This window comes from Fluctibacter halophilus, from assembly GCF_020687825.1.
Classification (GTDB): domain Bacteria; phylum Pseudomonadota; class Gammaproteobacteria; order Enterobacterales; family Alteromonadaceae; genus Fluctibacter; species Fluctibacter halophilus.
In genome coordinates, this window is record NZ_JAJEWP010000001.1 from 149,121 (window position 1) to 171,979 (window position 22,859).

The 22,859-nt window shown below is 53.6% G+C and carries 21 protein-coding genes, 3 tRNA genes and 1 pseudogene; 22 read left to right on the top strand and 3 right to left on the bottom strand.

What is annotated here, in order from left to right:
* Positions 1-33: 33 nt before the first annotated feature.
* The 11 genes from flhF (at position 34) to LJ739_RS00785 (ending at position 10,202) form a co-directional block, all read left to right on the top strand.
* Positions 34-1,401 (top strand): flagellar biosynthesis protein FlhF, encoded by a 1,368-nt coding sequence (gene flhF, locus LJ739_RS00735; protein WP_229156683.1) that lies wholly within the window; start codon positions 34-36, stop codon positions 1,399-1,401.
* Positions 1,398-2,270, top strand: a complete 873-nt coding sequence (locus LJ739_RS00740) for a MinD/ParA family protein (RefSeq protein ID WP_229156684.1) — start codon at positions 1,398-1,400, stop codon at positions 2,268-2,270. The genes flhF and LJ739_RS00740 overlap by 4 nt, the downstream gene beginning before the upstream one ends.
* Positions 2,260-2,988 (top strand): RNA polymerase sigma factor FliA, encoded by a 729-nt coding sequence (locus LJ739_RS00745; RefSeq protein ID WP_229156685.1) that lies wholly within the window; start codon positions 2,260-2,262, stop codon positions 2,986-2,988. The genes LJ739_RS00740 and LJ739_RS00745 overlap by 11 nt, the downstream gene beginning before the upstream one ends.
* A 43-nt stretch (positions 2,989-3,031) precedes the next feature.
* Positions 3,032-3,415, top strand: a complete 384-nt coding sequence (gene cheY / locus LJ739_RS00750) for a chemotaxis response regulator CheY (RefSeq protein ID WP_229156686.1) — start codon at positions 3,032-3,034, stop codon at positions 3,413-3,415.
* A 36-nt stretch (positions 3,416-3,451) separates the two neighbouring features.
* Positions 3,452-4,198, top strand: coding sequence for a protein phosphatase CheZ (locus LJ739_RS00755; RefSeq protein ID WP_229156687.1), 747 nt, complete (start codon positions 3,452-3,454; stop codon positions 4,196-4,198).
* A gap of 13 nt (positions 4,199-4,211) precedes the next feature.
* Positions 4,212-6,452 (top strand): chemotaxis protein CheA, encoded by a 2,241-nt coding sequence (locus tag LJ739_RS00760; RefSeq protein WP_229156688.1) that lies wholly within the window; start codon positions 4,212-4,214, stop codon positions 6,450-6,452.
* A gap of 27 nt (positions 6,453-6,479) precedes the next feature.
* Positions 6,480-7,622: a protein-glutamate methylesterase/protein-glutamine glutaminase gene (locus tag LJ739_RS00765; protein ID WP_229156689.1), complete on the top strand. Its 1,143-nt coding sequence runs from the start codon at positions 6,480-6,482 to the stop codon at positions 7,620-7,622.
* A 37-nt stretch (positions 7,623-7,659) separates the two neighbouring features.
* Positions 7,660-8,439 (top strand): ParA family protein, encoded by a 780-nt coding sequence (locus tag LJ739_RS00770; RefSeq protein WP_229156690.1) that lies wholly within the window; start codon positions 7,660-7,662, stop codon positions 8,437-8,439.
* Complete coding sequence (locus LJ739_RS00775) at positions 8,436-9,152, top strand: chemotaxis protein CheW (RefSeq protein ID WP_229156691.1); 717 nt, start codon at positions 8,436-8,438, stop codon at positions 9,150-9,152. Before LJ739_RS00770 ends, LJ739_RS00775 begins: the two co-directional genes overlap by 4 nt.
* Positions 9,153-9,178: 26 nt before the next feature.
* A complete protein-coding gene (locus LJ739_RS00780; RefSeq protein WP_229156692.1) occupies positions 9,179-9,670 on the top strand; it encodes a chemotaxis protein CheW in 492 nt (163 codons plus the stop codon).
* Between the two features lie 61 nt (positions 9,671-9,731).
* On the top strand, positions 9,732-10,202 hold the full coding sequence (locus tag LJ739_RS00785) for a DUF2802 domain-containing protein (RefSeq protein WP_229156693.1): 471 nt from the start codon (positions 9,732-9,734) through the stop codon (positions 10,200-10,202).
* Here LJ739_RS00785 and LJ739_RS00790 read toward each other — a convergent pair.
* Positions 10,195-10,845, bottom strand: a complete 651-nt coding sequence (locus LJ739_RS00790; RefSeq protein WP_229156694.1) for a hypothetical protein — start codon at positions 10,843-10,845, stop codon at positions 10,195-10,197. The genes LJ739_RS00785 and LJ739_RS00790 overlap by 8 nt on opposite strands.
* Positions 10,842-11,726 (bottom strand): aldo/keto reductase, encoded by an 885-nt coding sequence (locus LJ739_RS00795; protein WP_229156695.1) that lies wholly within the window; start codon positions 11,724-11,726, stop codon positions 10,842-10,844. Before LJ739_RS00795 ends, LJ739_RS00790 begins: the two co-directional genes overlap by 4 nt.
* A gap of 193 nt (positions 11,727-11,919) precedes the next feature.
* Between LJ739_RS00795 and metA the strand changes: the two genes are divergently transcribed.
* Genes metA through LJ739_RS00815 form a run of 4 tightly spaced genes read left to right on the top strand, consistent with a single transcriptional unit; the run spans position 11,920 to position 17,147 of the window.
* Positions 11,920-12,849 (top strand): homoserine O-acetyltransferase MetA, encoded by a 930-nt coding sequence (gene metA / locus LJ739_RS00800; RefSeq protein ID WP_229156696.1) that lies wholly within the window; start codon positions 11,920-11,922, stop codon positions 12,847-12,849.
* Between the two features lie 9 nt (positions 12,850-12,858).
* Positions 12,859-13,917 (top strand): homocysteine S-methyltransferase family protein, encoded by a 1,059-nt coding sequence (locus LJ739_RS00805; RefSeq protein WP_229156697.1) that lies wholly within the window; start codon positions 12,859-12,861, stop codon positions 13,915-13,917.
* A 15-nt stretch (positions 13,918-13,932) separates the two neighbouring features.
* A complete protein-coding gene (gene metH / locus LJ739_RS00810) occupies positions 13,933-16,554 on the top strand; it encodes a methionine synthase (protein ID WP_229156698.1) in 2,622 nt (873 codons plus the stop codon).
* 5 nt (positions 16,555-16,559) lie between these two features.
* On the top strand, positions 16,560-17,147 hold the full coding sequence (locus LJ739_RS00815; RefSeq protein ID WP_229156699.1) for a DUF938 domain-containing protein: 588 nt from the start codon (positions 16,560-16,562) through the stop codon (positions 17,145-17,147).
* Here LJ739_RS00815 and LJ739_RS00820 read toward each other — a convergent pair.
* Entirely contained in the window at positions 17,144-18,355 is a 1,212-nt protein-coding gene (locus tag LJ739_RS00820) for a GNAT family N-acetyltransferase (RefSeq protein ID WP_407646723.1), read from the bottom strand. The genes LJ739_RS00815 and LJ739_RS00820 overlap by 4 nt on opposite strands.
* Here LJ739_RS00820 and LJ739_RS00825 point away from each other — a divergent pair.
* The 7 genes and pseudogenes from LJ739_RS00825 to LJ739_RS00850 all read left to right on the top strand — a co-directional run bounded on the left by LJ739_RS00825 (position 18,330) and on the right by LJ739_RS00850 (position 22,720).
* Entirely contained in the window at positions 18,330-18,788 is a 459-nt protein-coding gene (locus LJ739_RS00825; protein WP_229156701.1) for a regulatory protein RecX, read from the top strand. The genes LJ739_RS00820 and LJ739_RS00825 overlap by 26 nt on opposite strands.
* Before the next feature lie 178 nt (positions 18,789-18,966).
* Entirely contained in the window at positions 18,967-21,564 is a 2,598-nt protein-coding gene (gene alaS, locus LJ739_RS00830) for an alanine--tRNA ligase (protein ID WP_229156702.1), read from the top strand.
* Positions 21,565-21,566: 2 nt separating this feature from the next.
* A pseudogene (gene gvpC, locus LJ739_RS19170) lies at positions 21,567-21,641 on the top strand (gas vesicle protein GvpC); the annotation flags it as partial.
* A 62-nt stretch (positions 21,642-21,703) separates the two neighbouring features.
* Complete coding sequence (csrA, locus tag LJ739_RS00835; protein WP_229156703.1) at positions 21,704-21,898, top strand: carbon storage regulator CsrA; 195 nt, start codon at positions 21,704-21,706, stop codon at positions 21,896-21,898.
* A gap of 336 nt (positions 21,899-22,234) precedes the next feature.
* Positions 22,235-22,325, top strand: a tRNA-Ser gene (locus tag LJ739_RS00840).
* Between the two features lie 32 nt (positions 22,326-22,357).
* Positions 22,358-22,434: transfer RNA gene (locus LJ739_RS00845), tRNA-Arg, on the top strand.
* Positions 22,435-22,643: 209 nt separating this feature from the next.
* A tRNA-Arg gene (locus LJ739_RS00850) sits at positions 22,644-22,720 on the top strand.
* Positions 22,721-22,859: the final 139 nt, after the last annotated feature.

Here is a 22,859-nt window from a genome sequence, read left to right on the forward strand (position 1 = left end):
AGCACCTTAGTCAGGCCACATGAGGGGGCAACAGTGAAAATCAGACGTTTTTTTGGCAAAGACATGCGTGATGCATTGGCACAGGTTAAAACAGAGCTGGGTGGCGAGGCCGTCATTATGTCGAACAAAAAAGTCGGTGACGGTATCGAGATTGTCGCCGCCTATGATCGGGAACCCAGTCCTTCATTGATGCCGAAACCCTCGCCTGCAGGTAAGAAATCGCCGTCACTGAGCGATATTATCGGTGACAGTGGCCCTGACAGTTTACGGGCGTTGCTGGAACAGCAATCCAAAGCGGCCGCCAGTGCCCAGGCTGAGCCCTCACAGCCCGCTGCGCAGGACAGCCGTGGGTCTGTCTCCACGCCATCCTCCGCGCCTGCCTCCACGCCAGCTCAACAACGCCCGGCTGCGGCTGCGCCACAGTCTGCTTCAAGCACACCGGTAGCGGCCAGCCAGCAGGCTAGTTCAACCAGTGATAAAGACTTGCAGGACATTCGTCAGGAGTTGGCGTCACTGCGCAACGTACTGCAGTTCCAGGTCTCCGGCCTGATCGAACAGGACCGTCGCCGTGCTCATCCGCTACACAATTACCTCGCTGGCCGACTTGAGCAGATGGGTATAGAGCCCGCATTGGCCGATGAAGTGGTGTCATATACGCCGGAAGCGTGCGACGAACGCCAAGCCTGGGTTTATCTTCTCAAACTATTGGCTAATCGTATTCATACCACCGGTGATAGTATACTTAATGCACAGGGTGTGGTTGCACTGGTAGGGCCTACGGGTACCGGAAAAACCACGACTGTGGCCAAGTTGGCCGCCCGCTATGCGCAGAAATACGGTCAGGATCAGGTGGCCCTGGTAACCATCGATTCCTACCGAATTGCTGCCTTTGAGCAGTTGGCGACCTACGGCAAGATCATTGGCTGTGCGGTGAAAAAAGCCCACAATGAACAAGAATTGGCCGATGTTCTGTACCAGTTGCGCAACAAGCGCCTTGTGTTGATTGACTCTGCTGGCTTTGGGCAAAGAGATTCGAGATTAATCAAACAGTTAGATACCTTGCGCACACATTCTTGTGCTAGTATAAAAAAGTATCTGGTGATGCAGGCAAACAGCCAGTATCAGGTGATGGAACGAACAATCAACACCTACAACCAGATTTCTTTGCAAGGATGTATTTTCACTAAATTGGATGAGTGTTACAGTCTCGGCGAGGCGGTGAGTGCAGCGATTTCGCATCGGTTACCGGTCAGCTACCTGACCAATGGGCAGCAGGTCCCGGAGGATTTGCACGTCGCCGATGCAAAATATTTGATCACGACCGCCGCCAAACTTTATAAAAAGTACGCTTTGGCGCATACTGCTAATCAGGCAGAGGCCAAGCGAGCTCACGCAGTATGACAGACGATCAAGCGAGTAGCTTAAGAAGAATGAATCAGAACCGATTAATCAAGGTCATTGCAGTGACCGGCGGGAAGGGCGGTGTCGGTAAAACCAACATCACCCTTAACACTGCAATCGCCATGGCCAAACAAGGCAAGCGCGTCATGGTGCTTGATGCTGACCTTGGCTTGGCTAACGTCGACGTGATGCTGGGGTTGCGGGTAGATAAGAACCTGTCCCATGTACTGTCCGGTGAGTGTACGTTGGATGATGTGTTGGTTGAGGGCCCTCATGGTATAAAGATTGCCCCGGCAACCTCTGGCACCCAATCCATGACCGAGCTGACGTCTACCGAGCACGCCGGCCTGATCCGCGCTTTCAGTGAGTTGCGTACCCCTATCGATGTTTTGATCGTTGATACCGCTGCCGGTATATCGGATATGGTGCTGAGCTTTTCCCGCGCATCTCAGGATATTATGGTGGTGGTGTGTGATGAACCCACATCACTGACCGATGCTTACGCACTGATCAAGATCCTTAACCGTGACCACGGTGTATTCAAGTTTAAAATCATTGCCAACATGGTGCGTAACCTGCGAGAAGGACAGGAACTGTTTGCCAAGTTGTCCAAAGTGACAGGGCGGTTCCTGGACGTGGCACTGGAATTGGTTGCGACGGTCCCTTACGACGAAAATATCCGTAAGTCAGTGCGCAAGCAGCGGGCTATCGTTGATGCGTTCCCGAGCAGTCCGGCGGCGCTGGCCATCACACAGTTGGCAGACAAGGCCCTCAGTTGGCCAATTCCGTCGCAACCGGGCGGGCACTTAGAATTTTTCCTCGAGCAATTGGTGGCTGAGAAAGGGCAGGTGGCCAGCAGTGAACAGTAAAGCGGCGGCTTATCAGCAACACGCCGACAAGACGCAATTGGTGGAGCGGCATGCACCACTGGTTAAGCGCATTGCGCACCATTTGATGGCGCGATTGCCGGCCAGTGTATTGGTCGATGACCTGATTCAGTCAGGCATGATTGGCTTGCTGGAGGCTGCGCGTAATTTTGACGGCTCTAAAGGCGCGAGCTTTGAGACCTTCGCCGGGATCCGTATCCGTGGCGCCATGTTGGATGAGATCCGCAAGGGCGACTGGACGCCTCGGTCTGTACACAAGAACAGCCGCGCGATCACCGAAGCCATCGCGCAGGTTGAGCGAGAAACGGGTCGTGATGCCCGTGATGTTGATATTGCACAGAAAATGAATGTTAGCCTTGATGACTATCATCAGATGTTGTCAGAGGTCAATGCAGGCAAGATAATCGGTATTGAAGACCTCGGTGTGACCGAGGATGTGATCACCACCGAGCAAACCAAAGGCAGCGATACACCGTTCGAGGATTTGTTGCAGGGATCATTTCAAAAAGCCCTCGCGCATGCTATTACTACTCTACCCGAGCGAGAAGCCATTGTTTTGTCACTCTACTATGATGAAGAGTTGAATTTACGCGAAATTGGCGAAGTCCTGGAAGTCAGTGAATCTCGAGTGAGTCAGATACACAGTCAGGCCATGTTGAAATTGAAACACCGAATGCAATCCTGGCGTTCGGACGAATAAAACCTAACAATAATAACGAGTCGAATCCTCACCGGAGGCAGTTTTGGATAAAAACATGAAAATTCTCGTTGTGGACGATTTTTCCACAATGCGACGAATCATTAAAAACCTGTTGAAAGACCTGGGTTTTACCAACGTTCAGGAAGCTGACGATGGCAGCACAGCGTTACCCATGTTGCAACAAGGCGATTTTGATTTTGTCGTCACCGATTGGAACATGCCAGGCATGCAGGGTATCGATTTGCTACGTGCGATTCGTTCTGACGACAACCTCAAGCATCTACCGGTGCTGATGGTGACTGCAGAAGCGAAGAAGGAACAAATTGTTGCAGCTGCTCAGGCCGGCGTTAACGGCTATGTTGTCAAGCCTTTCACCGCCGCAACGCTGAAAGAGAAGCTCGACAAAATCTTTGAACGCCTCGGCTAGCCTCAACGCTGATCCTCGGCGCCTTGGAGAAGCTGTATGAGTAGCTCTGAACAACCAACAATATCCCTTGAGGACGCTCGTCAACTGGTGAGTTTGCTCGAAGCGGGTGACGTAAAAGCCGCCAACGAACTCGTTGAGGCCCACACGATTAATGATTCTGTCGAACTGTTTGCCGAAGTGGGCAAACTGACGCGGCAGTTGCACGATTCTCTGAACAGTTTTCAGCTTGACGGTCGTATCGCCGACCTTGCCACATCGGACATTCCCGATGCCCAAAGTCGTCTTGCCTACGTGATTGAAACCACCGAGCAAGCGGCCAATACCACCATGGATGCGGTGGAAACCAGTATGCCCATTGCCGAGAAAATCAATGAGCGTATGGCGGGTATTCTGCCCGAATGGAAAAAGCTGATGAACCGCCAGATGGAACTTGGTGAATTCAAAACACTCTGCTATGACTTAGATGCACTGCTTGAAGATTCGAGCAAGGAATCAGCCAAGCTGGCTGAGTTGTTGACGGAAGTTCTGATGGCCCAGGGCTATCAGGATTTGACCGGTCAGGTTATTCGTCGCGTCATCGAACTGGTCAAAGAAGTAGAAGACAGTTTGGTTCACATGTTGACCATGTTCGGCGAACCCGAAATGAATGAAAAGTCTAAGAAAAAAGACGATCAGACCGATAACGTGAAAGCAGAAGGTCCGATCATTGATGCCGACAGTCGAGATGACGTGGTGTCCGGACAAGACGACGTTGATGACTTGCTTTCGAGTCTGGGTTTTTAAGGGGAGCTGATACATGGCTTTTGATGTTGACGAGGATATCCTACAGGACTTTCTGGTAGAAGCCGGAGAGATCCTGGAGCAGTTGCAAGAGCAACTCGTCGATTTGGAAAACAATCCGCAAAATTCGGATTTGTTGAACGCCATTTTTCGCGGCTATCACACCGTTAAGGGCGGCGCCGGGTTTCTGTCGCTGACCGAACTTGTTGACATCTGTCACGGTGCTGAAAACGTGTTTGATGTGATGCGTAACGGTCAACGGACACTGACCCCTGAATTGATGGATGTGATTTTGCAAGCCACCGATGTGGTGGTTGCCATGTTCGAAAGTGTCAAAGCCCGCGAACCTCTTGAGCCGGCCGACCAGGCCCTGTTGGATACCCTGCACCGGCTCAGCAAGCCTGAAAGTCAGGATGAGGCACCAATAGAAATCGTGTCTGACGATGGTGCTGCTCAAGCGCCTGCTCCAACCCCGGAACCTGCACCTACACCTGCACCCGCTGCTGAAGCGAGCGGCGCAGATGATGGCAGTATTGACGAAATTACCGAAGACGAATTCGAGGCTTTGCTCGATGAGTTGCACGGTGACAGTGCGCCCGGTAAAGCATCAACACCAGCCCCGGCCCCAGCGCCGCAACCCAGTGCAGATGACAGTGATGAAGACATCACCGACGATGAGTTCGAAGCTTTGCTGGATCAGTTGCATGGCGAGGGTAAGTTCAGTGCCGAAGAAAAGGCTGCGGCTGCATCGCCAGCACCAACCCCAACCCCAGCCCCTTCGGGTGGTGATGGTGCTGAAGAAGATATCACCGACGACGAATTTGAAGCGTTGCTGGACCAGTTGCACGGCGAAGGTAAAGGCCCGGGCAAAGATGAAGTGGCAGCAGTAAAACCTGCGCCAACACCATCTCCTGCACCTGCACCTGCACCTGCACCTGCACCAGCACCCAAGGCAACACCGGCCCCCGCGCCGGCGCCAGCACCTGCGCCGGCACCCGCACCGAAGCCTGCCGCCGCTTCGGGCGGTGCAGGCTCGCCACCGGCCAAACGGGACGAAAAGAAACCTGCTGCCAGCGCGGCACAGGGAGAAACCACCGTACGGGTCGACACCAAGCGTCTTGACCAAATCATGAACATGGTGGGGGAGTTGGTGCTGGTACGGAACCGTCTGCTTAGCCTGGGCATCAACGTCAATGACGAAGCAATGTCCAAGGCGATTGCCAACCTGGATGTGGTAACGGGCGATTTGCAGGGCGCAGTAATGAAGACGCGCATGCAGCCAATCAAGAAAGTCTTTGGTCGCTTCCCTCGGGTGGTGCGTGATCTGGCGCGAAGCCTGAAAAAAGAAATTACACTGCAACTGGAAGGTGAAGAGACCGATCTGGATAAAAACCTGGTTGAAGCGCTGGCTGATCCATTGGTGCATTTGGTGCGCAACTCGGTAGACCATGGTATTGAAATGCCCCAAGAGCGTGTTGCCGCGGGTAAGCCCAGTATGGGAACCGTGAAACTGGCTGCATCTCAGGAAGGTGACCATATTCTGCTGACCATCGAAGACGATGGTAAAGGCATGGACCCGGATAAGCTGAAAGACATTGCCATTAGCCGTGGTGTACTGGATGCCGATGCCGCTGCACGTATGTCGGATGTTGAAGCGTTCAACCTGATTTTTGCACCGGGTTTCTCTACCAAGACGGAGATTTCGGATATCTCCGGTCGTGGTGTGGGCATGGATGTGGTTAAAACCAAAATTAACCAGCTAAACGGTACCGTAGCGATTGATTCTCAATTGGGCAAAGGTACGCGCCTTGACATCAAAGTGCCGTTAACACTGGCTATTTTGCCGACCTTGATGATTGTTGTTGGCGAGCAAACGTTCGCGTTACCCCTCGGTTCGGTGAATGAAATTATCAACATGGACATGAGCAAGACCAATACGGTTGATGGTCAACTGACCATGATTGTTCGTTCCAAGGCGATCCCTTTGTTCTACTTACGTGAGTGGTTGATGCGTAAGAAAGGGCCTATCGATAAAGAAAAAGGTCACGTGGTTGTGGTGCAGATAGGCACCCAGCAAGTGGGCTTCGTGGTCGACGCTTTGATTGGTCAGGAAGAAGTGGTGATCAAGCCCCTGGACGCCTTGTTGCAAGGTACACCGGGCATGGCCGGCGCCACGATTACCAGTGACGGTGGCATTGCCTTGATCATTGATATTCCAAGCCTGCTCAAGCGGTACGCAAAGAAAATTCCCAAATAATCAGTTTCAGGAGGATGTCGCATCGCGATGGCTTACCGTGTCTTAGTTGTTGATGACTCTACTTTTTTTCGCCGCCGCGTTAAAGAAATTCTCGATCAGGACCCCAACCTCACTGTGGTGGGTGAAGCTCGCAACGGTGAGCAGGCGATTACCCAGGTTGCGGAGCTGAAACCGGACGTAGTGACCATGGACGTCGAAATGCCGGTGATGGACGGCATTACAGCGGTGCGTCAGATCATGGCGAAAACACCGGTGCCTATCCTGATGTTCTCTTCATTGACCCATGATGGCGCTGAAGCGACGTTGGACGCGTTGGATGCCGGCGCACTGGACTTTCTGCCCAAGAAGTTCGAAGACATTGCCGGCAACCGTAAAGAAGCCATCGATTTATTGCAAAGCCGGGTTAAAGCGTTGGGGCGTCGTAAAGGTGCGATGCTCAGTCCTCGACCAACGATAGCGCGCACGTCACCCGGTACCACCGCTCAAACCAAACAGTTTTTACGCCCGTCCCGGTCATTGAACGAAGCGACCGGCGCAAGTTCAGCACCGGAGCGCACGTTTAGCCGGCCTGGCACCTCTTCGGGCAAACAATACAAAGTGTTGGCAATCGGCACCTCGACCGGGGGGCCTGTTGCGCTGCAAACCATTCTGACCGCGTTTCCGGCCAATTTCCCGTACCCGATCCTGTTGGTACAGCACATGCCAGGAACCTTTACTCATGCATTTGCTGAGCGTCTCAACCGTGGCTGTCAAATTGACGTTAAAGAGGCCCAGCATGGCGATATTTTGCGTCCGGGACACGCTTATCTGGCGCCCGGCGGTAAGCAGATGGTGGTTGATGGCAGTGCACAGATGCCCCGCTTGTCGATAGTCGATGGGGATAATCTGCCCAACGTAACCTACAAACCCAGCGTGGATTTAACCTTTACCTCCATCGCCCGGGTATTTGGCGGGGATGTGCTGGGAGTCATACTCACCGGTATGGGGGCCGATGGCAGGGAAGGCTGCCGCGCATTACACAGTAAAGGTGCTAAGATTTGGGCACAGGATGAGAAAACCTGTGTGGTGTATGGGATGCCTCAGGCGGTTACCAGTGCCAGATTGGCCGAGAAAAACTTGCCACTGTCTGAGATTGCCAGCCATATTTGTTCCGAAATGCGGGCCTCCTGAACTCAGGGCGCCGTATTAAAAACGTTAGGGAAGCTGCGTGATCATTTGGGCCATCGCCAACCAGAAGGGGGGCGTCGGAAAAACCACAACCACTGTGACTTTGGGCGGCCTTCTAGCGCAGCAAGGCCATCGTGTGCTATTGGTCGATACCGATCCCCATGCTTCGCTCAGTTATTATTTTGGCGTTGACTCTGAGGAACTGAATCACAGTTTGTACGATGTCTTCACGACCCCTAATGGTATCAGCAAAGACGGTGTAATGGATTCGCTGTGTCCAACCAAACTGGATTCATTGTTCATGCTACCGGCGACGATGGCGCTAGCCACCCTGGATCGCAGTATGGGAACGCAGGCGGGCATGGGGTTGGTGCTGAAAAAGGCGCTGGACACGGTGCGTGATGAATTCGACTATGTGCTAATGGACTGTCCACCGGTATTGGGTGTATTAATGGTCAATGCACTGGCCGCCTGTCAGCGGGTACTGGTACCAGTACAAACCGAGTTTCTGGCCCTTAAAGGGTTGGACAGAATGATGCATACGCTGGAAATCCTGACCCGATCTCAAGGGCGGGAGTTTGCGTATAAGATCATACCGACCATGTATGATAAGCGGGTTAACGCGGCTGCAGATGCGTATGAAACCCTGCGCAAGGAGTATGGTGACAATGTGTGGCAGGGCGTAATCCCGGTGGATACCCGGTTTCGGGACGCCAGCCAAGCCCAGTCACCGCCATCGGTGTATTGCCCCAAATCCCGTGGTGTATATGCCTATGCCAGTTTATTGAAACAATTACAGCAGTTGGAGAAAGAAGTATGAGTGGTACGCCGTTTGCCAAAGAAGAGGTGATGGAAGCGTATCTGTCTTCGTTACTGCATGAAGCGCCGGTAGAAGCCGATCCCAAACGGGAACAGGTGGCTAAACTGTTAGAGTCTGCCTCACCCATCAGTACACCTGTTGAGCTCCCTGAGGACCAGCAGGCTGTGGTGGATGAAGTTGAGCAAATTAAAGAAACGCTGGCCGAGGTCGAAAACAAAGAACCAGAGGAATATCATGCCCTTGACGTCGATTCGGCGACAATACCTGAAGAATCGTTTCAGGCGTTGTTCTTTGAGGTGGCAGGGTTGAAGATGGCTGTTCCCCTGACATCACTGGGCGGAATTCATCAGTTGGACAAGATTGGACCGCTGTTCGGTAAGCCCGCGTGGTTCAAAGGTGTGATGTTGCATCGGGATGAAAAACTCAGTGTGGTGGACACCGCGCGCTGGGTTATGCCAGAAAAATATGACGAAAAACTGGCAGAAACCTTAAATTATCAATATCTTATTATGTTAGATAACAGTGATTGGGGGCTTGCATGTGAGCGCCTGGTTACAACCGCCACTCTGGCGCCGGAAGACGTCAAGTGGCGCGAGGCGCATGGTAAGCGCCCATGGCTCGCCGGAATGGTGAAAGAAAAAATGTGTGCCTTGGTTAATGTCAGACAATTGATTGCCATGCTGGACCAAGGACTTGGCAGTAATGAACAGTAGATGCAGCGTGCTCGGGAGCAGGTCTAATGACTGATGATAGAAGCGCCAACAGTGCGACGGACGCCAATGATGAGGTTTTGCAGTGGGTAACATACCGACTGGGAGATGAAACTTACGGCATTAATGTGATGCAGGTGCAGGAAGTGCTGCGTCATACCGAAATTGCGCCTGTACCTGGCGCACCTGACTACGTATTGGGGATCATTAACTTGCGTGGCAACGTGGTCACGGTCATTGATACCCGTTCACGGTTTGGATTACCACCGACAGACATCACCGACAATACGCGAATCGTGATCATTGAATCCGATGAACAAGTTGTGGGTATTCTGGTCGACAGTGTTGCCGAGGTGGTGTACCTGAAATCGTCGGAGATTGACAGTGCGCCGAACGTGGGCACCGAAGAAAGCGCCAAGTTTATTCAGGGTGTGAGTAACCGCGATGGCGAGTTGTTGATCCTGGTAGATTTGAACAAGCTGCTGAGTGATGAAGAGTGGGAAGAGATCAGCAATATCTGATCCCCGCAAAGCGCGTAAAGCCCTGTTGTCACTCACAGGGCTTTTTTATGGATAATTGTGCATGATTGATCTGCAATGGCCCTGGCTGGTGGGCGCTGCCGTTGGCGCAGTGCTACTGTTGCTGATCCTGCGTCAGATGCACCGCTACACTGTCCTGCAGCGGACGCTGCAGGAGGCGTTGGATGATATCGACGTGTGCCTGAAAGCCCAACAGTCGTTGTTGTCGCAGCTTCAGCAACAACAGCGCAGCCTGGACTCCCTGCGCCAGCAACAGGGTGATAGCCAGGATGCTGCTCAACGCCAGGCAAAGGAGCAGGCTTCTGCACTGCAGGAGGTACAGCAACAGCTTGATGCAATGTCCAGTCAGATTGAATTGCTGTCTGAGCAGTCGCCGGAACAACGGCTTTATCGTAAAGCTGAGCGCTTGTTGGCGGATGGTGCCAGTGTGCAGGACATCGTTGATGAATGCGAAATCCCCAGGGGGGAAGCAGAAATGCTGTTTGCCCTGCACCAGGCACACAAAGCTAACTGAGCAAATGCCGGGGCAATGCGTTGGGCAGTTTCGCCATCATTAGCGGGTAGATCACCAACACCACAGGAATCACCTGCCATATTCCATTCCCCATCGCGTACAGGGTTATCCCTTCAAGTCCCAACCACAGATACAACAGCATCAGCAATACCACCCGCCCTTTGAACCGTAATTGGTGGAAAAATGCCAGGCTCAGCATCAGCGTCGGCAGCGGTATGACCCCCACACCTAGCCAGGCAAGTGGCGGGAGCAACAGCATTAACGCCGGGAAAATGATCAGGGTAAACAGACATCCCACCAACAGGTGACACCGCTGTTTGTGCGTCCAGACCGTGTTGTCGGTGACGGCGGCTGCAATGCTGGCGGTGATCATCAACAGCCCGAAGCCGCCTCCCCACAATGCCCATGGGTTGATGCTGCTGTAGGTGATGGTGTAAAAATGCCAGCTCAGCCAGCACCAGGCTATGGTCAGGGCAATGGCAATCCAGCGAGCATTGCCGACACGCCACAAATGCCAGGCGCCATACAAACAGGTCATCAGGATCAGCACACTGATTGGCAGGCTTAATTGTGCATGGGCCTGGATGATGACATCGTAGGTTTGGGCGGAAAATAGCAGAAAATGCTCCAACTGGTAGTTCATGCGAAGTGGGTCCATAACTGTTTGAGCGCCCGACGACCCTGTTGATCCGGCAGTGGCGTATTCAGTGCAGACATGTTTTCAATCATATGCGGCACCTGACGGGTGGCGGGGATCGCGTGGCTGATAGCAGGGTGCGATAACACATACCGCAGAAACACGTGTGACCAGCATTGGCAGCCCAAATTCCGGGCTTCGTCCGGTAAAGGCTGATTGCGCACCGTGTCAAACAGATGGCCACCGGCGAACGGGCGGTTGGCGATCACCTTGATGCCTTTGTCCTGCGCCAATGCCAGGATGTTGTGGGCGGATTCGTTGGCCAGATTGTAGGACAGTTGCAGGTAATCCATCGATTGACTGCGCAGTATCTGGTCGAGGTCGTCATGCCGTCTGGCGTGTGAGGTGGTTACTCCAATGCTGCCAACCAAGCCTTCGGCTTGCCATGCGCGATAACGTGGCAGATGTTGTTGCCATCCCTGCAGATTGTGCACCTGTAATAAGTCAATACGAGGCCTTCCCCAAAGGTGTAAGGACATGTCGCGCTGGTGCAATGCATCTTCGGCGGATGAGGTCCAGGTTTTGGTCGCGCAGTAAACCTGGTCGCGGGCATCCAGTTGCTTGAGGCAATGACCCAGTACGGCTTCGGAGGAGCCGTACATCGGCGAGGAATCAATCAGTTGCCCACCGGCATCCAGAAACGCTGCCAATACCGCCTGACGGGCTTCCAATAAGGCCGGATGACGGCCCACATTGAAGGTTATCCAGGTGCCCATACCAATCGGGTAGGGCACGTCAATCCGCGGCCTGGCAAAAGACGCGACCGGCAGCATGGCGCCAAGGGTAGCAAGTGCGGACGTTTTGATGAATTGGCGTCGGGTGAGCATAGTAAGCCTGCAAATCTGTCTTGCAGTGAGCATTGATGGAATGGGCTGGATGAGCAAGCCGAACACGACCAGCGGTCGAAAAGTGTCGGTGACGATAGGCAGTTTAAATGTTTAGACGTCTAGACGTAAAGAAGTTGACATTTAGTTTGCTATCCGCCACAGTGTGGGCTTGTTTCAATCACGGAGAGACAGCATGCCGATTCGCATTCCCGCAGATTTACCCGCACAAGAGATCCTCAATGGAGAGAATATTTTTGTGATGGACATGATGCGTGCTGCTCATCAGGACATCCGTCCGCTGGAAGTTGGGATCCTGAATTTGATGCCGAACAAGATTGAAACCGAGGTTCAGATCCTGCGTCTGTTGTCGAATACGCCGCTACAAATCAACATCGACCTGATCAGGATTGACAATCAGGCACCGAAAAATACCCCGAAGGCCCACATGGATGCCTTTTATCATGCCTTCGACGATGTTGCCGACAAGCGCTACGATGGATTGATTGTCACTGGGGCACCGTTGGCGCACCTCGAGTATGAGGACGTCAAGTACTGGGACCGGATGACAACCATCATGGACTGGGCGCGACGTCATGTGCAATCCACCATGTTTCTGTGTTGGGCTGCTCATGCTGCTATCTATCATTTTTATGGAATTAATCGCCGTCTGCGAGAGGACAAACTGGTCGGGGTATTTTCCCACCGGGTACAGGACGACAAGAATGAATTAATGCGCGGCTTTGACCCTCAGTTTGATGCGCCGCACAGTCGCTACGGTGAAATTCCGGCCTCGGCTTATGATGATGTTGAGGAACTCGAGGTGCTTGCAACCTCCGCGCATACCGGTCCGTATCTGATTGCGTCCCTGGACAAACGGCTGGTGTTTGTGACCGGACACCCAGAATACGACCCCGATACACTGGAACAGGAATACTGGCGGGATGTGCAGGCAGGGCTTGCACCCAAGGTTCCCCAGCACTACTTTGTCAATGACGATCCGAGCAATGACAAAAACGTGACCTGGCGGTCGCACGGAACCCTGTTATTTACCAACTGGTTGAATTATTTTGTGTATCAGAACACACCGTACGATTTGAACACGCTATCCAGTTCATCGAGCTAAGGAGTTAAGGTGAGTACATTGCAGCGAGAAACAGTGCTGGCCGCCGCGGCGCAGCGAATCCTGATCCTTGACGGCGCTATGGGCACCATGATCCAGCGGCATCGCCTGGAAGAGTCGGATTACCGGGGCGAGCGCTTCAATGATTGGCATTGTGACGTCAAAGGCAATAACGACCTCTTGGTGCTGACCCAACCTGACATCATTGAAGACATTCATCGTGCCTACCTGGATGCAGGCGCTGACATTATCGAGACCAACACGTTCAATGCGACCACCATCGCGATGGCCGATTACGACATGCAGTCGCTGGCGCGGGAGATCAATGTGGCCGCCGCACAGGTGGCGCGACGGGCGGCGGATGCCAAAACCGCGCAAACACCTGACCGTCCCCGCTGGGTCGCGGGGGTGCTGGGCCCTACCAACCGTACCGCCTCGATCTCACCGGATGTGAACGACCCGGGTAAACGCAATGTGACCTTTGATCAATTGGTTGAAGCCTACGTTGAGGCCACTGAGGGACTGTTGGACGGCGGCAGTGATTTGCTATTGATCGAGACCGTGTTTGATACACTGAATGCCAAAGCCGCTGCATTTGCGGTGGATCAGGTATTGAGTGAGCGCGGGGTCGATGTGCCGGTGATGATCAGTGGCACCATTACCGACGCCTCCGGTCGCACCCTGTCCGGGCAAACCGCAGAAGCGTTTTATTACTCTTTACGCCATATTCGTCCGGTCGCGTTCGGATTGAACTGCGCGTTAGGGCCTGATTTATTGCGTCAGTACGTGGAAGAAATTGCCACTATTGCCGAGTGCCTGGTATCGGCGCACCCAAATGCCGGTTTGCCGAATGAGTTCGGCGAGTATGATCTGACCGCGGATGAAATGGCGGCGCACATCCGGGAGTGGGCCGAGTCTGGCCTGGTCAACATTGTCGGTGGTTGCTGCGGCAGTACCCCCGAACACATTGCCGCCATTGCGGATGCGGTGGCAGATATCACGCCTCGTCGGGTGCCACAGGTGCCGGTTAAAATGCGGTTGTCCGGCCTCGAGCCCTTTGTCCACGCGTAACAGGAGTTCAGTTTTATGCAGCAGGCCAGTGCCAGCTTTGTCAACGTGGGGGAGCGTACCAACGTTACCGGGAGCGCCCGTTTTAAGCGTCTGATCCTGGAAGGGGATTATGAAACCGCATTAGATGTTGCCCGGCAGCAAGTGGAAAACGGTGCCCAGGTTATTGACATCAATATGGATGAAGCGATGTTGGATTCCGAGGCGGCGATGGTGCGCTTCCTCAATCTGATCGCATCGGAACCCGACATCAGCCGGGTACCGATCATGATTGACTCCTCCAAATGGTCGGTGATTGAAGCCGGTTTGAAGTGCGTCCAGGGCAAAGCCATTGTCAATTCCATCAGCCTGAAAGAAGGTGAAGAACCGTTTCTGCAACAGGCACGGTTGATCAAGCGTTACGGTGCCGCGACGGTGGTGATGGCGTTTGATGAAACCGGCCAGGCAGATACCCAGCAGCGCAAAATAGAGATCTGTACACGCAGTTATCGCCTGCTGACCGAAAAGGTGGGCTTTGCGCCCGAAGACATCATTTTTGATCCCAACATTTTTGCCGTCGCCACCGGCATCGACGAGCACAATAACTACGCAGTGGACTTTATCGAAGCCACGCGCCACATTCGCGAAAACCTGCCCCACTGTCATGTGTCGGGCGGGCTATCGAACATTTCCTTTTCATTTCGCGGCAACAACCCGGTGCGGGAAGCGATGCACTCGGTGTTTTTGTATCACGCCATCAAAGCCGGCATGGACATGGCCATCGTGAATGCCGGGCAGCTCGCGGTGTATGACGACATTCCTGCCGAGTTGCGCGATGCGGTAGAGGACGTGATCCTCAATCGTCGTGATGATGCTACCGATCGGTTGCTGGCATTGGCGCCCAAGTATCAGGGCGATGGTAAAGCGGTTGAAAAGCAGGATCTCGCGTGGCGTGAACTACCGGTCAATGAACGGCTGGCCCATGCCTTGGTGAAAGGCATCACAGACTATATCGAAGAAGATACTGAAGCTGCCCGACAACAGGCAGAGAAGCCGTTGCATGTGATTGAAGGTCCGTTGATGGACGGCATGAACATCGTCGGCGACTTGTTTGGTGAGGGTAAAATGTTCCTGCCCCAGGTGGTCAAATCTGCCCGGGTAATGAAAAAGGCTGTCGCCTATCTGGAACCCTATATTGAGCGGGAAAAAGCCGCCGGCAGCAGCAATGGCAAAATCCTGCTGGCTACCGTCAAAGGGGATGTGCACGACATCGGCAAAAACATTGTTGGCGTGGTGTTGCAGTGCAATAACTTTGAAATCATTGATTTGGGCGTGATGGTACCGGCGGCCAAAATCCTTGAGGTTGCCAAGGCAGAAAATGTCGACATTATTGGTTTGTCTGGCCTTATCACCCCTTCGCTGGACGAGATGGTGCACGTGGCCAAAGAAATGCAGCGCCTGGGATTCGATGTCCCACTGCTGATTGGTGGGGCGACCACCTCAAAGGCCCATACTGCGGTCAAAATTGAGCAGCACTACGATGGTCCTGTGGCCTACGTACCCAATGCCAGTCGCGCGGTGGGCGTATGTCAGAAATTGTTGTCGGCCGAGCATCGTCCTGAGTACGTCGCCCAGTTACAGCGTGAATACGACGTGGTGCGAGAGCAACATGCGCGCAAACAGCCGCGCAGTAAACCGGTCTCGCTGGCCGAGGCACGGCAAAACGGACTGTCCATCGATTGGCAGAATTACACGCCACCACGACCAAACGTCCTGGGCGTGCAGGCCGTGGAAGTGGATTTGGCAACCCTGCGCAAGTATATCGATTGGACACCGTTCTTCCTGACCTGGTCATTGGCGGGTAAATATCCGCGCATCTTGGATGATGAGGTGGTGGGTGAACAGGCCCGGCATTTGTTCGACGATGCCAACGCCATGCTGGATCGGTTGTGCGCCAGCGGTGAGCTGAAGGCCAAAGGGGTATTTGGTTTGTTTCCGGCCAATCGGGTCGGTGATGATATTGAAATTTATGCCGATGAGTCCCGCCAGGCGGTAGTGCACCGTGCTCACCACCTGCGTCAGCAGACCGATAAGCCTAAGGGCGCCAATTACTGTCTGAGCGATTTTGTCGCGCCCAAAGACAGCGGTGTTGCTGATTACATCGGTGCCTTCGCGGTGACGGCCGGCATCGGTGAAGACGAACTGGCCAAAAGCTTTCTGGATGACGGTGACGATTACAACAGTATCATGGTCAAAGCCGTGGCCGATCGTCTGGCCGAAGCGTTTGCCGAGTATCTGCATGAGCGGGTACGTCGTGAACATTGGGGTTACGCTGCCGATGAGGATTTCAGCAATGACGATCTTATTCGCGAACGGTATCAGGGGATCCGGCCGGCACCCGGCTATGCCGCTTGTCCGGAGCATACGGAAAAAGATACCTTGTGGCAGTTGCTTGATGCGCAGGTGCACACCGGCATGACATTGACCGAGTCCTTCGCCATGTGGCCCGGTGCGTCCGTGTCCGGCTGGTATTTTTCGTTGCCCGAAGCCCGCTATTTCGCGGTGGCGCAGATCCAGCAAGATCAACTTGAAGATTACGCTGCGCGCAAAGCCTGGTCGATTGCAGAAGCCACCAAATGGCTGGCGCCAAACCTGGGGTGAATCGGGTGGCAGGTTTACCCTTCAGTCAGGCGTGTGAAAACAACAAGCAACCTATCCTGGCGCATTTGCAAGTGCATTTTGCGGACTGTCAGCAGGTGCTGGAAATCGGCTCAGGTACCGGTCAGCATGCCTGTCATTTTGCGCCGGCATTGCCTCATCTGGTGTGGCAGACCAGCGACCAGCCCCATTATCATGAAGGGATCCGTGCCTGGTTGACGGCCTATCCCAGAGATAACCTTCGTCAGCCGTTGTCGTTCACCGTGGGCCAGGATCCCTGGCCGGCGCCGGGCATCGATGGGGTGTTCAGTGCCAATACAGCGCACATCATGCAACCCGATGAAGTCAACGTATTGATGCAAATGATTGCTTGCCACTTACCCGCCAATGGCGTGTTTTGTCAGTACGGACCGTTTTGTTTTGACGGTCAGTACAGCAGCGACAGCAACCGGGCATTCGATCAACAGCTGCGCAGCCAAGGCTACGGTGGGGTTCGCGATGTCGAAGAGTTGCAGGCCTGGGGCGCCGGTTTGCAGCTACAAGAAGTGCTGGCCTTACCGGCCAATAACCACCTACTGGTGTGGCGCAAGCCCTAACCGTCCTGCTTGAACGGTAGCAGCGTTGCGGCCTGTTCGGCGTAGTGCTGAAGCTCTTGTCGTTCCGCTGCATTGGCCTGCCCGATGGCATGGGAAAAGGCGGGGTCGGCAATCCAATGACCGGAGTAGCACAGGGTAGGTGCAAACCCGCGCAGGATCTTATGTTCACCCTGCGTACCGGGATTGAAGGTGTGGATGTTGCGTTCCAGGCAGAATTCAATGCCCTGGTAATAGCAGCACTCAAAGTGTAACGCATCGATATCCTCCACCGCGCCCCAATACCGACCGCACAGTAGGTGATCGTCAAACAGGTAAAGCGCTGCGGCGACCGGCATGTTGTCGCGGCGTGCGATGACCAACATCAATGCGTCAGGCATAGTGTCCGCCAACTGCTGAAAAAACGCCGCTGTCAGGTAGCCATCGTGGCCGCTACGTTGGCGATAGGTGGTGCGATAGCATTGGTAAAAAAACGCCCAATCCTCGGCGCGGATATCATCGCCGACCAGACGCGACACCTGCACCCCCTGATCGCTGACACGTTGACGTTCCTTGCGGATACTTTTGCGTCGCCGCGCTGTCATGCGCGACAGGTAGTCGTCCATGTCGCGATAGCCCTGATGTTGCCAGATAAACTGCACACTGTGGCGCACGCTCCATTGATGATGCTCAAGTTGCTGACGGATAGCGTCGGGCGCGAACAGCCAATGGATGGAAGAGATGCCGCGCTCGCCTGCACGCTGCTGTAACCAGGGTAACAGTGATGCGAGCAATTCATCCAATGCGCAGTCCGTGCAGCGTAACTTGGCGCAGGTAACCGGGGTAAAGGGAATGGCGATCACCCATTTGGGGTAGTAGTCGCGCTGATAGTGATGGTAAGCATTGGCCCAGGCAAAATCGAACACGTACTCCCCATAGCTGTGACTCTTGCGGTACAATGGCAGACAGCCGATGAGGGTGTCATCTTGCCAAATCAGCACATGTTCAGGGTCCCAGCCAGTGCCGGGGCCGACACTGTTACTGTGTTCAAGAGCACTGAGAAAACCGTGCCGTGTAAAGGGGGGCTGGTCAGGCGCAAGACCATCCCACTGCCTCGCTGATAGCGCGCTGATATCCTCACAAAATGTAAACCGGAGCGTAGTGTCAGACATGACCGAAAACGAAACTAACTGCCAGAACACTACTATGACAGAGGATGACGAAGGGATCATCACCCGCAGCATCACAACCTTGTTGGCACGTCGGGAACACAGCCAGGTGGAAATTGTTCGTAAGCTGCAGGCCAAGGGGTTTTCCGTGTCGTTGATTGAACAACAATTGGCCAAATTCAGCGCCAAGGGGATCCAATCAGACAGCCGTTTTTGTGAAGCGCTGATCCGCTCTCGCGTCAGCAAAGGGCAGGGTGAGCTGCGCATTCGTGCAGAGGCCCGCGAGCACCAGTTAGACGATGCTGAGATCAATGCACAACTGCGCGAACTTAACGTGGATTGGTTTGCTCTGGCATGTCAGGTGCGGGAAAAGCGCTTCGGCCCGGCATTGCCTGACGATTGGCAGGACAGTCAGAAACAACTGCGTTTTCTGGCCTATCGCGGCTTTACTCACGAACAATGTCAACATGCGGTTTCTTATCACCCTACCGACTAGCCTGATGATGGCGAACAAGCCTTGAAATTATGGGGTTGCGGCTCCATAACTGTGCTTAACAAGTGGTGATGCTTTGTGCTATCTTTCGCCGCTTATCTGAAGCATTTACGGGCCCGAAACAGGCGAATTAACGCCTGCGGCATCCCGCAACGACATTTTACACGAGTCAGGACCATCGATGATTAAAAGCACTGCTGACATACGCCGCGCATTTTTTGAGTTTTTCCAACGCCATGGGCACCAATGGGTCGCCAGTTCTTCGCTGGTGCCGGCGGATGATCCGACCCTGTTGTTCACCAATGCGGGCATGAACCAGTTCAAAGATGTGTTCCTGGGTTCGGACAAACGCAGCTATACCCGCGCAGTGTCGGCACAGCGTTGTGTGCGGGCGGGGGGCAAGCATAACGATCTGGAAAATGTCGGCTATACGGCTCGCCATCACACCTTTTTTGAGATGCTGGGTAACTTTAGTTTCGGTGATTACTTCAAAGCTGAAGCCATTGCCTTTGCCTGGCAGTTTCTGACCGAAGAGTTGGGCTTGCCCAAAGACAAACTGCTGGTCACTGTCTATTCCGAAGACGATGAAGCCTATGATATCTGGGCCAAGCAAATTGGCGTGCCGGAAGAGAAAATCATTCGTATCAGTACCTCAGACAACTTCTGGTCGATGGGCGATACCGGCCCGTGTGGCCCGTGTTCTGAAATCTTCTATGATCACGGCGAGCATATCTGGGGGGGACCGCCCGGATCCCCTGAGGAAGACGGTGATCGCTTCATCGAAATCTGGAACCTGGTATTTATGCAATTCAACCGTCAGGCTGACGGTGAAATGTTGCCGTTGCCTAAACCCTCTATCGATACCGGAATGGGCCTGGAGCGGATTTCTGCGATCATGCAGAATGTGCACAGCAACTATGAAATAGATTTGTTCGACGCCTTGATCAAGGCCGCGGCTGAGATTGTTGGCAGCCAGGATCTGAACGACAAGTCCCTGCGCGTCATTGCCGACCACATCCGGTCTTGTGGCTTCCTGATCTGTGACGGCGTGATGCCGTCCAATGAAGGACGTGGCTATGTATTACGCCGTATCATCCGCCGTGCCATTCGTCACGGCTACAAGCTGGGCGCGGATGACGTGTTTTTCTACAAGCTGGTTGGGGCGTTGTGTGAACAGATGGGCGAAGCCTACCCTGAGCTGCTGGAACAACGGCCGGTGATCGAGAAGGTGCTGCGGGTCGAAGAAGAGCAGTTTTCCCGTACGCTGGAACGGGGCATGCAGATCCTTAACGATGCACTGGAACAGCTCGACGGTGACGTCGTGCCCGGCGACATCGTGTTTAAACTCTATGATACCTATGGTTTCCCTGCCGATTTGACCAATGACGTGGCCCGAGAAAAAGGTTTCATGATTGATCAGCAAGGGTTTGAGGCGGCCATGGCCGAGCAGCGCAAACGGGCCCAGCAGGCCAGCCAGTTCGGTGTGGACTATAACGCCCAGCTCAGTACAGAAAATGCCTCCAGTTTCAGCGGCTATGAGCATGAAGCCGGATTGGCCAATGTGGTTGAGCTGTTTGATCAGAACGGTAGCGTCGACGCCCTTAGCGACGGTGACAGCGGTATGGTTATCCTCGATGAGTCGCCGTTCTATGCAGAATCCGGTGGCCAGGTGGGTGATACCGGTACACTGAAAGTGGGCAACGGTGAATTCATTGTTCAGGACACCGTCAAAATGGGTAACGCCATCGCTCACCGTGGTCTGGTGCGTGGAGATATCCAGGTCGGCGATAAGGCGCAGGCTGCAATTGATGCCGAGCGTCGTGCCGCGATCAAACTGAATCACAGTGCCACCCATTTATTGCATGCTGCGCTGAAACAGATCCTGGGTGACCATGTCAGCCAGAAGGGGTCGCTGGTTGATCCGGATAAGTTACGCTTTGATTTCTCGCACTTTGAAGCAGTTACGCCTCAGCAGTTGCTGAGCATCGAAAACCTGGTTAACGAGCAGGTGCGTGCGAACCATGACTTGCAAACCCGTCTGATGAACATTGAACAAGCCAAAGCCGAGGGAGCAATGGCGTTGTTCGGTGAGAAATATGACGATGAAGTGCGGGTTGTGAGTATGGGCCCGTTTTCAATGGAATTGTGTGGTGGTACCCACGTTAAGCGTACCGGTGATATCGGTTTGTTTAAAATCGTATCGGAAAGCGGTATAGCCTCTGGTGTGCGTCGCATCGAAGCGATCACCGGCGCCGCTGCACTGGCCTATGTGCAACAGCAAAACAATACCCTGAGCGCGATTGCCCAGCAGTTGAAAACGGATCCGGTCAAGGTCACCGAGCGTCTGCAGCAGGTGCTGGAGCAATTCAAAGGACTGGAAAAAGAAGTCAGCGGTCTGAAGCAGGCCATGGCCAGCCAGGCAGGCAATGATTTGCTCAGCAATGTACAGGATATCAAGGGTACCAAGGTATTGGTTGCCAAGCTTGACGGTGTGGAAAGTAAAGCACTGCGCGGCATGATGGACGATCTGAAGAATCAACTGGGTAGCGGCGTGATCATGCTGGGGCTGGCGGACGGTGACAAAGTCAGCCTGATCGCTGGAGTTACCAAAGATATGACGGACAAAGTTAAAGCCGGCGAACTGGTCAATTTTGTCGCCGCTCAGGTGGGCGGAAAAGGCGGTGGTCGACCCGATATGGCTCAGGCCGGTGGTAGTCAACCGGACGCGTTACCGGACGCATTGGCTTCAGTTAACCAATGGTTGACCGATAAGCTGTAGTCTTAGCAAAGAATGTCAGCGAGTTTTTGTCAGTGACAGCAAAAACACGGAATGCTGGTGGTGCATTTTTCTGGTGATACTGGATAAATGGGCTAGTTTTAATAGGGACACAGTGGATTAATGGAAAAGGAGCAATAGAATGCTTATATTGACCCGTCGTGTGGGCGAAACCCTGATGGTTGGTGACGATGTGACCGTCACTGTATTAGGGGTTAAAGGAAATCAGGTAAGAATTGGTGTCAACGCACCCAAGGAAGTATCTGTGCACCGTGAAGAAATCTACATGCGAATTCAGGCTGAAAAGAATACCCAACAAGGGCATTCGGAAGACTGAATTTTAAAAGGCTGGCTTGTCCAGCCTTTTTAATTTGCATCCGTGGCAAACCCTCGTTGCTGACGGCTAAATCGACTAAAATGACGCTTATTCGGCAAAATCTGCACGAATTGAATAAAATCACATCACTCGGCACCCTGAGCGGGAAAAAAGGTTTGACATCTTTTAGTGAATCAGTAAACTTCCGCCCCACATTAAGCAGAGGTGGCCAGGCAGCTATCCACACTCCACTGCTAACGGAGTGTAAGGCGTGTAGCCTTATTTGACGCTGTCTTCATTGCGGCATATAACTGATGCCCGTTGACCTTCAGCTTAGTGTCAGCAGTAACAAAATCCGGAGAGGTGGGTGAGTGGCTGAAACCAGTTCCCTGCTAAGGAACCATACGCATTACGCGTATCGAGGGTTCGAATCCCTCCCTCTCCGCCATTTCTTTGAAATGGCAAATGGTCAAAATCGACGCGTGTGTAGCTCAGCTGGATAGAGTACCTGGCTACGAACCAGGCGGTCGGAGGTTCGAATCCTTCCACACGCGCCATTTTTCGCAAAGCGTACTACACTAGGTAAGACGTTTAGCAACAGACCAATGCACAGTTTCCATGCGTGTGTAGCTCAGCTGGGTGAAGCGCGGTCGCGATAGCGATGAGGGGTGACCTAACGTCACGCCGAAAGCGGTGAACGACTGACCTTGGACGGTCAGGCTGGAATGCCGCTTCAGGGACGAATACAACGAAAATCAGTTTCCACGCGTGTGTAGCTCAGCTGGATAGAGTACCTGGCTACGAACCAGGCGGTCGGAGGTTCGAATCCTTCCACACGCGCCATACAAAACAAAAACCCCGGTCATCGACCGGGGTTTTTGTTTTTTGTCGTGTACGAGGAGGTGAGAACCTCCTCAGGTTCGACGCTTTTGCCGGGAGCAAAAGCGAACAGCCGGAGGCTGGCCCTTGCGGCGAGGGCAGG

Bases quoted from the DNA above. Each gene is read 5' to 3' on its own strand.
- LJ739_RS00785 (WP_229156693.1), top strand. From the start codon at position 9,732: ATGATTGATCTGCAATGGCCCTGGCTGGTGGGCGCTGCCGTTGGCGCA.
- LJ739_RS00755 (WP_229156687.1), top strand. From the start codon at position 3,452: ATGAGTAGCTCTGAACAACCAACAATATCCCTTGAGGACGCTCGTCAA.
- LJ739_RS00775 (WP_229156691.1), top strand. From the start codon at position 8,436: ATGAGTGGTACGCCGTTTGCCAAAGAAGAGGTGATGGAAGCGTATCTG.
- LJ739_RS00765 (WP_229156689.1), top strand. From the start codon at position 6,480: ATGGCTTACCGTGTCTTAGTTGTTGATGACTCTACTTTTTTTCGCCGC.
- LJ739_RS00780 (WP_229156692.1), top strand. From the start codon at position 9,179: ATGACTGATGATAGAAGCGCCAACAGTGCGACGGACGCCAATGATGAG.
- LJ739_RS00790 (WP_229156694.1), bottom strand. From the start codon at position 10,845: ATGAACTACCAGTTGGAGCATTTTCTGCTATTTTCCGCCCAAACCTAC.
- LJ739_RS00760 (WP_229156688.1), top strand. From the start codon at position 4,212: ATGGCTTTTGATGTTGACGAGGATATCCTACAGGACTTTCTGGTAGAA.
- LJ739_RS00825 (WP_229156701.1), top strand. From the start codon at position 18,330: ATGACAGAGGATGACGAAGGGATCATCACCCGCAGCATCACAACCTTG.
- metH (WP_229156698.1), top strand. From the start codon at position 13,933: ATGCAGCAGGCCAGTGCCAGCTTTGTCAACGTGGGGGAGCGTACCAAC.
- alaS (WP_229156702.1), top strand. From the start codon at position 18,967: ATGATTAAAAGCACTGCTGACATACGCCGCGCATTTTTTGAGTTTTTC.
- metA (WP_229156696.1), top strand. From the start codon at position 11,920: ATGCCGATTCGCATTCCCGCAGATTTACCCGCACAAGAGATCCTCAAT.
- LJ739_RS00820 (WP_407646723.1), bottom strand. From the start codon at position 18,355: ATGATCCCTTCGTCATCCTCTGTCATAGTAGTGTTCTGGCAGTTAGTT.
- LJ739_RS00795 (WP_229156695.1), bottom strand. From the start codon at position 11,726: ATGCTCACCCGACGCCAATTCATCAAAACGTCCGCACTTGCTACCCTT.
- csrA (WP_229156703.1), top strand. From the start codon at position 21,704: ATGCTTATATTGACCCGTCGTGTGGGCGAAACCCTGATGGTTGGTGAC.
- LJ739_RS00740 (WP_229156684.1), top strand. From the start codon at position 1,398: ATGACAGACGATCAAGCGAGTAGCTTAAGAAGAATGAATCAGAACCGA.